Consider the following 9069-nt stretch of genomic DNA (forward strand, 5'->3'; position numbering starts at 1 on the left):
AAGTGCCGGTGAGGCCGAATTCAGTGTCGAAACCGTCGAGAAGGCTGACCGTGGTACTTCGATTGAGTTACATCTGCGCAGCGATGCCGACGAGTTTGCCGATGACTGGCGCCTGCGCTCGATCATCAAAAAGTACTCCGACCACATCGATATTCCGGTGCTGATGCAGAAGCTGCAGACCTCGGAAGAGGACAAGGATAAGGCGCCCGAGGACGAAGTGGTCAACACCGCGACCGCGCTCTGGACCCGCTCTCGTTCCGATATCAGCGATGAAGAGTACAAAGAGTTTTACAAGCATGTCAGCCACGATTATGCCGATCCGCTGACCTGGAGCCACAACCGGGTGGAAGGCAAGCTGGACTACACCAGCCTATTGTACGTGCCGGAGCATGCCCCGTTTGATCTGTACAACCGGGACGGCGCTCGCGGCCTGAAGCTTTACGTACAGCGCACTTTCATCATGGATGACGCCGAGCAGTTTCTGCCGCTGTATCTGCGCTTTATCAAAGGGGTAGTGGATTCCAACGATCTGTCCCTGAACGTCTCGCGGGAAATCCTGCAGAAAGACCCGAACATCGACACCATGCGCACCGCGCTGACCAAGCGGGTGCTGGATATGCTGACCAAAATGGCCAAGAACGAGCCGGAGCAGTACGCGAAGTTCTGGACCGAGTTTGGTCAGGTGCTGAAAGAGGGGCCGGCGGAGGATTTCGCCAACCGCGAGAAAATCGCCAAGCTGCTGCGCTTCGCCAGCACCCACACTGACAAGCCAGAGCAGGATCAGTCCCTGGACGATTACATCAGCCGGATGCAGGAAGGCCAGGACAAGATCTATTACATTGCGGCGGAGAACTTCAACACCGCCAAGAACAGCCCGCATCTGGAAGTGTTCCGCAAGAAGGGCATCGAGGTGCTGCTGATGTTCGATCGGGTGGACGAGTGGTTGATGAGCCACCTGATGGAATACGACGGCAAGTCATTCCAGGACGCGGGCAAGGGCGAGCTGGATCTGGGCAAGCTGGACTCCGAGGACGAAAAGCAGGCTCAGGAGAAGCAGGCCGAAGAACTCAAGCCGCTGCTGGAACGGGTCAAGAAGGCCCTGGAGAACGACGTGGCCGAGGTGCGCATTACCCATCGCCTGACCGAGTCGCCCGCCTGTGTGGTGGTGGCCGAGCATGAAATGGGCGCCCAGATGCGCCGTATTCTGGAGCAGGCCGGACAGAAAGTGCCCGAGTCCAAGCCCAGTTTCGAGCTCAATCCGGACCATCCGCTGGTACAGAAACTGGATCAGGAGCCCGATGAAGACCGCTTTGCCGATCTGGCCAAAGTGCTGTTCGATCAGGCCAACCTGGCCGAGGGCACCCAGTTGGAAGACCCGGCGGCTTACGTGCAGCGGCTGAACAAGCTGCTGTTGGAGCTGAGCCACTGAAGGCATTCCCCAAAAATCCGCCCCCTTGCTTGTACCTCTGGTCCGGTATAAGCTAGCCTAAGTTGTTGAAATTGGACAAAAATAAGTGCAAGGCCAGCACGGGGTGCCCAGCGACGTAAACGGCGGGCACCCTCTTCTCCAATAACAGGGCAAATGCCATGACCAAATCGGAACTGATCGAGTACATTGCCGAGCAACAGGACCAACTGCCGGTCAAAGACATTGAGTTAGCGGTTAAGCTCATTCTCGACCACATGGCCGACGTACTCTCATCCGGCGAGCGGATCGAAATACGCGGCTTTGGAAGCTTCTCTCTGCACTACCGGGCTCCCCGTATGGGCCGCAACCCGAAAACCGGCGAAACGGTTGAACTCGAAGGCAAGTATGTCCCTCACTTCAAGCCGGGTAAGGAGATGCGCGATCGTGTTAACGAAAGCCTGCACCACTGACGCACCCTATCCCAAGGTTATCGCACCATGAAACCACTTCTGCGTTGGATTAAAGTCGCCCTGTTGGTGCTCGCGTTTCTGCTGGGCGTCTGGTTCGCGCTGGAAAACGCTCAGGCGGTACCGGTCACTCTTATGGGATTGGGGCTTCCCAGCCTGTCTCTGGGCGTCTGGCTGTTGATCTTCACCGCGTTGGGTACCCTGTTGGGCATGGCGGTCAGTCTGCCGACAGTGCTGCGGTTGCGCCGTCAGTTGCGCGCCCGTGAACGTCAACTCGCCCGGTGCGAGAAAGAGCTCAAGCAACTTCGCCTGCAACCCATCCGGGATTGATGCCCATGGTCGATATCGGCTTGTTTGGCCTGATCATGGTGGCGATTGCGGCGGGCTTTGTGCTCGGCTGGCGGCAGCGTGGTCGTCGCCTGCAGCAGGAGAACCAGCACTATGGCCCCAAGTATTTCAAGGGGCTCAGTTACCTGCTGAATGAACAGGCCGACAGCGCCGTGGATGCCTTTATCGAGTCCCTGGAGGTCAACTCTGATACCCTCGAAACCCACCTGGCCCTGGGCAATCTTCTGCGTCGCAAGGGCGAAATTGCCAAAGCCACCCGCATTCACCAGAACCTGTTGGCTCGCCCCAGTCTGACCACTCCGCAACTCCATGAAGCCCAGCTGGAACTGGCCCGCGACTTTATCCGGGCGGGGCTGTTGGATCGTGCGGAAGGCTTGCTCCACGAGTTGGTGGATGTAAACAGCCAATATAAATCCGAAGCGCTCACCCACCTGATTGAAATCTACCAGGACGAAAAAGACTGGGAAAAAGCCATTGAGGCCGCCAATCAGATCGGCCAGCGTCGCTTTGGCCGAAACACCGGCGAGCGGGCCATAGCGCGGGCGCACTTTTGTTGTGAGCTGGCGGAAGACGCCATGGAACGGAACGATCTGCTCACCGCGCGCCGCCAGTTGCAGAAAGCGCTGGGCTTTGATCGCCAGTCGGTGCGCGCCAGCCTGCTCTGGGGCCAGTTGGAACACGGCCAGGGTAATGAACGCGAAGCGCTGAAAATTCTGCAGCGCATTCCCCACCAGGACCCTGAGCTGGTGGTGGAGAGTCTGGAGCTGGTATGTGCCTGCTACGAGCGCCTGGGTGACAGTAAAGGGCTGCAGCGTTATCTGGAAGAGCTGCTGGCCCAATATCCGAGCAGCTCCCTGGTGATCAAACTGGCCGAGCAGGTGCGCTGGGCACGGGATGATTACGCGGCGGCGGATTTTATCGCCGAGCATCTGCGTCAGCGGCCCACCATCAAGCTGTTGAACCGGCTGGTCGAGCTGTATCTGCTGCACTCCGAGGGCAGGGCGCGAGACAACCTGCAACTGCTCAAGCAACTGGTGGATCAGGTGTTGGAAGCCAAGCCCAGCCACCACTGCCGCAAATGTGGATTCACAGGCAACCAGCTGCACTGGCTGTGTCCCAGCTGCAAGACCTGGGGCAGCATCACACCTATTACCGGGGTGGAAGGGGAGTAGTACCGGTTCGGCGGTAGTGTTCCCTCCATCGCAGGAGTTAATAGGCGCCAAACGGGTGAAATTTTCTCCCAATCCCCTATAATGTCCGGCCGTCAGGCTGCGTCGGTTCAACCTCCCACAACAAGACAGCCACTACTTCCGCCGGATGAAGCCGCCCCCTTAATGGTTACGGGCGCCGGGGAAGCCACTGAATTTATACCCAAAACGGAGACACATTGTGAAAGCACCTGTACGCGTTACTGTCACCGGCGCCGCCGGTCAAATCAGCTACTCACTTCTGTTCCGCATCGCCGCTGGCGAAATGCTGGGCAAAGATCAGCCGGTCATTCTGCAACTGCTGGAAATCACTCCGGCGCTCAAGGCCCTCGAAGGCGTAGCCATGGAGCTGGACGACTGTGCCTTTCCGCTGCTGGCAGGCATGACCTGCACCGACGACCCGGCGGTGGCTTTCAAAGACACCGATTACGCGCTGCTCGTAGGTGCCCGTCCCCGTGGTCCCGGTATGGAGCGTAAGGACCTGCTGGAAGCCAACGCCAAGATTTTCTCTGTTCAGGGTAAGGCGCTGAATGACCACGCCTCCCGCGACGTAAAAGTGCTGGTGGTCGGTAACCCCGCCAACACCAACGCCCTGATCGCCCAGCGCAACGCCCCGGATCTGGATCCGCGTCAGTTCACCGCCATGACCCGTCTGGACCACAACCGTGCCCTGACTCAACTGGCCCAGAAAACCGGCAAAACCATCAACGATATCACCCACCTGACCATCTGGGGCAATCACTCCTCGACTCAGTATCCGGACATTCACCAGACCAAAGTGGCCGGCACCAACGCCATGGAACTGGTTGACCAGTCCTGGTACGAGAGTGACTTCATTCCGGTGGTACAGAAGCGCGGTGCGGCCATCATTGATGCCCGTGGCGCCTCCTCCGCGGCATCCGCGGCCAATGCGGCGATTTTCCATATGCGCGACTGGGCGCTGGGCAGTGCTGAAGGCGACTGGGTCAGCATGGGCGTGTACAGCGATGGCAGCTACGGCATCGACAAGGGCCTGATTTACTCTTTCCCCTGCGTGTGCAAAAACGGCGACTGGGAAATCGTTCAGGGTGTGGAGATCAATGATTTCTCCCGCGAGAAGATGCAGGCCACCGAGAAAGAGCTGCAGGAAGAGCGTGACGCGGTGAAGGATCTGCTGCCGGCATAAGGCGGCTCCTGAAGTGGTGTCGGATTACGGCCCTTCGGGCCTAATCCGACCTACTGAATATGGTCGGTCCGTCGGTCGGATTAGCGCTCAGCGCGTAATCCGACACCTCACCTCTCGACTGAAAACTACAGCGCACTGATCGTCACTTTCCCTCGGCGGGTTTCGCCGGGTGCCAATGTCCATCCCTCATCCAGTACCGCCCCCCGTTCCAGACACACAAACCCCTGTTCGTTGCCTTCTCCCATATCGTCCATGGCCGCCGCTTTTTCGGCGCCGGGATTCCAGGTGACCAGGCTGGGACAATTTTCATGGCTCAGCCGCAGGTGCGGTGTTGGCTCCAGAGTCACCTCGGATTCCACGTCGGGGAACACCCGGTCCACCTCCCCGGTGAAGGTCAGGGGGCCGCTTTGCCTCAGGCGGGCGTGGTTCTGCAGGTTGTCCAGATAATCCCGCCCGGCAAGCACCGGAACCCGAGCGTCGTCCAGTGTCTGCACCGGCAGATAGCTGTGCAGCGCCCAGGTGAAATCCGCGGCGTGGGAGTCGTGATTGGTCAGGCCCAGTTCCAGCTCAATGGTCTGACCCAATACCATCCGCAGGGCGGCGGTAAAGGGTTGCTCGAATCGTTCATCGCCGGAGTGTTCCAGTTCAAACCAGAGTTCACAGCGACCGTTATCGGCCTGGGCCACCTGCGTGAGCGCCCAGTCGGAGGTGCGGGCAAACCCGTGCTGGGGTTTATTGTCGTCAGGGTGGGGGCCAAACCAGGGCAGACAGACCGGCACCCCACCGCGCAGCGCCTTGCCCGGCTCGAACTGGCACTGCGGGCTCAGCCAGAGCAGGGGTGTGCCGTCGGCCTTGGTGAAGGACAGCAACTGGGCGCCCTGGGGGGCGACCACGGCCTGACACAGGTCGGTGTCAATGCGAATCAGGGGCAGTCCCGTGCCCTGGGCGTCGGGAAACAGGGTTTTGCTGTCGGTCAAAGTGATCCCCGCGTAGGGGCGCACCAGATCGGCCAATGCGGGCATAGTGACTCCTCGTCGACGGACGTTGTGAAGAAAAACCGTCCTATTTTACGCCAAATGGGGGAAAACAGACCATGTTGCCGGCGGCAACACCGGCTATTTTGCTCCGCCGCCCGCTCACCCTTTGGCTTTCGGCCACGCAGCCAGTATCATGCGCACCCTGAAATCAGCGAAAGAAAGAGGCCGGCGTGAGTCAACAGCAATTTGTCATTGGTCAGCGGTGGGTAAGCGACACCGAAGCGGAACTGGGTCTGGGCATTGTCCTGGAAACCGACGAGCGACAGGTCACCCTGGGGTTCCCGGCCGCCGGTCAGCGTCGGACTTACGCGCTGCGCAGTGCGCCGGTCAGTCGGGTCCGTTATCAGGTGGACGAGGTGATCAGCCACCAGGACGGCACCACCATCACCATCGCCGAAGTCATGGAGCAGGGGCTGTTGCTGGCCTACAAAGGTTATACCGAGGAAGGGGACGAGCACCTGATCCCGGAGTTTGAACTGGACAGCTTTGTCCAATTCAGCACGCCCCGCGAGCGCCTGTTTTCCGGCCAGATCGACAAGTACACCCACTTCAGCCTGCGCCACCAGACCCTGGACACCCTGCACCGCCACCGGCAGAGCGCGGTTTATGGCCTGAGTGGTCCGCGCATTCAACCGCTGCCACACCAGTTATACATTGCCAGCGAAGTGGGGCGACGTCAGGCGCCTCGTGTGCTCTTGGCGGATGAGGTTGGCCTGGGTAAAACCATCGAAGCGGGCCTCATTCTGCATCAGCAGCTGATGACCGGGCGGGTCCGTCGCGCGCTGGTAGTGGTGCCCGAAAGTCTGCAGCATCAGTGGCTGGTGGAAATGCTGCGACGCTTCAACCTGAGCTTTACGCTACTGGATGAAGCGCGCTGCCAGGGCATGGCCGGACTGGACGATATCGATCCGTCCCTGTTACCCGATGACGAGGAAATCGTTATTGCCGAGGCCGAGGACAATCCGTTTGAAAGCGAACAGCTGATTCTCTGTTCCCTGGAGTTTCTGAGCGGCAGTGAGCAGCGCTACCAGCAGGCGGTGGAAGCCGGCTGGGATCTGCTCTTGGTGGATGAGGCTCATCACCTGCAGTGGCACGATGGCGAGCCCAGCGCCTCCTATCGCTGCATTGAGGGGCTGTCGAAAGTCTCGGACGGTCTGTTGCTGCTGACCGCGACACCGGAGCAGTTGGGTGTGGAAAGCCACTTTGCCCGTCTGCGCCTGCTGGATCCGGATCGCTACCATGACCTGAACGCCTTTCTCGCCGAGCACGATGGCTACGAAGCGCTCAATCAGCGGGTACAGGGTTTGTTGGCCGCCCGCGACGGGAGCTCAAGCGATGTGGTAAACGCATTGGATGGCGCCCTGACCGACTATCTGTCGGAGGCGGAACTCAAGCGCCTCAAGACCCAGGCCAAGGATCAGCCGGGTGAAGCCGTGGGGCAGGCAATTCACGCCCTGCTGGATCGTCACGGCACCGGCCGGGTACTGTTTCGCAATACCCGTGCGTCCGTATCCGGCTTCCCGGAGCGCAAGCTGCACAACCATCCCCTGGACCTGGATGATGACGACCTGATGGCCCTGAGCGAGCGGCCATTGGATGAACAACTGCGACCGGAAAATTTCTGGTTTGAACACCGGGGGGCCGACTGGTGGCTGGTGGACCCACGGGTCGACTGGCTGAGTGATTTCCTCAAAAGCCAACGCGGTAACAAGGTACTGGTCATCTGCGCCAGTGCCGATAGCGCCCAGGCACTGGAACTCTATTTGCGCTTGCGCAAAGGCATCGCCTCGGCCGTTTTTCATGAGCACCTGAGTCTGCTGGAGCGCGACCGGGCCGCCGCCTATTTTGCTGATCAGGAAGCCGGCGCTCAGGTATTGATCTGTTCGGAGATCGGCAGTGAGGGGCGCAACTTCCAGTTCGCCCAGGACCTGGTGCTGTTTGACCTGCCTCTGAACCCGGACCTGCTGGAGCAACGCATCGGTCGCCTGGACCGCATCGGCCAACAGGGACAGGTCAATATCCATACGCCGCACTACGCGGATACCGCCCAGGAACACCTGCTGTATTGGTATCACCGTGGCCTGGACGCCTTCGAGCACACCTGTGCCATTGGCCGGACACTGTACGATGAGTTTGAAGCGCGACTGCTCGCCTCGCTCACCGATGTAGACGACACCGCATTCGATGCACTGCTGGACGACACCCGCGAGCGGGCCGAAGCCCTGCGGGCGCAATTGCAGGCCGGACGGGATCGCCTGTTGGAGCTGAACTCCTGCCAGCCGGAAAAAGCCGCACCTCTGGTCGAGGCGCTGGAACAACAGGACTCCGATGAAACGCTGCCGGCCTACCTGGAGCGGGTGTTCGACGCTTTCGGGATTGATCAGGACGAGCACGGTGAGCAGAGCTGGGTGGTGCACCCGAGCGAACAGATGCGCGTCTCCCACTTCCCCGGTCTGGTGGAAGAGGGCATGACCGTGACCTTTGATCGCGACCTCGCCCTGTCCCGGGAAGACATGCACTACCTGACCTGGGAGCACCCAATGGTACATGGCGCCCAGGAAATGATTGCCCACAGCGAATTCGGCAACACCGCCCTGGCCACCATCAAGCTGCCGCCCCTGAAGCCCGGCACCCTGCTGCTGGAAGCCCTGTTCGTGCTGCACTGCCCGGCGCCGCGCGCACTGCAACTGGACCGCTACCTGCCCGAATCGGTCCTGCGGGTTCTGCTCGATCCAAAAGGCAAAGACCTCAGCGGCGCACTCGCAGCGGGCAAGCTCGACAGCCTCCTGCAAAAAGTCCCACGCCCCAGCGCCCAGGACCTCGTCCGCCACGCCCGCCCACAACTGGCGGAAATGATGGACCAGGCGGAAGCCCTGGTTGCACCCAAGCAACAGGCCCTGATCGACGACGCACGCACACGAGTGACCCAAGCGCTGTCCGCAGAGCTTGAGCGCCTGAGGGCATTGGCCGAAGTGAACCCGAACGTTCGCCACCAGGAAATCGAAACGCTTGAAAAACAGCTGACGGATTCCGAGCAGTATTTGAATCGTGCGCAACTGCGAATGGACGCAGTGCGTGTCATCATGACGGTATGACGGCCCGGCCGTCCCAGAGGATTCTGAATGTATATATTTTCCGCCAATGGCACCGCACGTGCGGATCGCGACGACATCAAAGCCGGCGACAAAAAGCCGTTTATCGTCTACATCGACTACGTGGATTTATTCGGTGCGGAACAACTGTGCAAAATCTACCTGATGCGCGCGGGCTTCACCGAGATCGAAATTGAAAACCGCAAATACGTCGCCGACACCCTGCGCAAAGACCCCCGCGTCGTGGAAGCTGACAAAGCGATGCAGGCCGCCATCAAAGGCGGCTACATGATTCAGATGTTTGATGAGTAGGACACCGATACAATAATCTGGCACTGAGGCGG

General features: G+C 59.9%; 8 protein-coding genes. 7 read left to right on the forward strand and 1 reads right to left on the reverse strand.

Features of this window, described 5'->3' with window-relative positions:
• The 5 genes from htpG to B3520_RS06490 all read left to right on the forward strand — a co-directional run.
• Positions 1-1429 (forward strand): molecular chaperone HtpG (gene htpG / locus B3520_RS06470; RefSeq protein ID WP_286875703.1); only part of this gene is annotated, 1429 nt, incomplete at its 5' end.
• A gap of 158 nt (positions 1430-1587) precedes the next feature.
• A complete protein-coding gene (gene ihfB, locus B3520_RS06475) occupies positions 1588-1878 on the forward strand; it encodes an integration host factor subunit beta (protein WP_024460428.1) in 291 nt (96 codons plus the stop codon).
• A 27-nt stretch (positions 1879-1905) separates the two neighbouring features.
• The gene (locus B3520_RS06480; protein WP_123637566.1) at positions 1906-2205 is read left to right on the forward strand and encodes a lipopolysaccharide assembly protein LapA domain-containing protein; all 300 of its coding nucleotides are present in this window, start codon (positions 1906-1908) and stop codon (positions 2203-2205) included.
• Between the two features lie 5 nt (positions 2206-2210).
• The gene (gene lapB / locus B3520_RS06485; protein ID WP_286805588.1) at positions 2211-3395 is read left to right on the forward strand and encodes a lipopolysaccharide assembly protein LapB; all 1185 of its coding nucleotides are present in this window, start codon (positions 2211-2213) and stop codon (positions 3393-3395) included.
• Positions 3396-3612: 217 nt separating this feature from the next.
• Positions 3613-4596: a malate dehydrogenase gene (locus tag B3520_RS06490; protein ID WP_024460425.1), complete on the forward strand. Its 984-nt coding sequence runs from the start codon at positions 3613-3615 to the stop codon at positions 4594-4596.
• 125 nt (positions 4597-4721) lie between these two features.
• Here the strand turns inward: B3520_RS06490 and B3520_RS06495 are convergent, their stop codons facing one another.
• A complete protein-coding gene (locus B3520_RS06495; RefSeq protein ID WP_286805589.1) occupies positions 4722-5618 on the reverse strand; it encodes a D-hexose-6-phosphate mutarotase in 897 nt (298 codons plus the stop codon).
• A gap of 185 nt (positions 5619-5803) precedes the next feature.
• Here B3520_RS06495 and rapA point away from each other — a divergent pair, with 185 nt between their 5' ends.
• Together rapA and B3520_RS06505 are read left to right on the forward strand one after the other, a co-directional pair.
• On the forward strand, positions 5804-8728 hold the full coding sequence (rapA, locus tag B3520_RS06500; protein WP_286805591.1) for an RNA polymerase-associated protein RapA: 2925 nt from the start codon (positions 5804-5806) through the stop codon (positions 8726-8728).
• Positions 8729-8755: 27 nt separating this feature from the next.
• Entirely contained in the window at positions 8756-9037 is a 282-nt protein-coding gene (locus tag B3520_RS06505) for a hypothetical protein (protein ID WP_024460422.1), read from the forward strand.
• Positions 9038-9069: the final 32 nt, after the last annotated feature.

The organism is Marinimicrobium sp. UBA4509 (genome assembly GCF_002388575.1).
Taxonomy (GTDB): Bacteria; Pseudomonadota; Gammaproteobacteria; order Pseudomonadales; family Cellvibrionaceae; genus Marinimicrobium; species Marinimicrobium koreense.

Bases quoted from the DNA above. Each gene is read 5' to 3' on its own strand.
- B3520_RS06505 (WP_024460422.1), top strand. From the start codon at position 8,756: ATGTATATATTTTCCGCCAATGGCACCGCACGTGCGGATCGCGACGAC.
- lapB (WP_286805588.1), top strand. From the start codon at position 2,211: ATGGTCGATATCGGCTTGTTTGGCCTGATCATGGTGGCGATTGCGGCG.
- ihfB (WP_024460428.1), top strand. From the start codon at position 1,588: ATGACCAAATCGGAACTGATCGAGTACATTGCCGAGCAACAGGACCAA.
- B3520_RS06495 (WP_286805589.1), bottom strand. From the start codon at position 5,618: ATGCCCGCATTGGCCGATCTGGTGCGCCCCTACGCGGGGATCACTTTG.
- B3520_RS06480 (WP_123637566.1), top strand. From the start codon at position 1,906: ATGAAACCACTTCTGCGTTGGATTAAAGTCGCCCTGTTGGTGCTCGCG.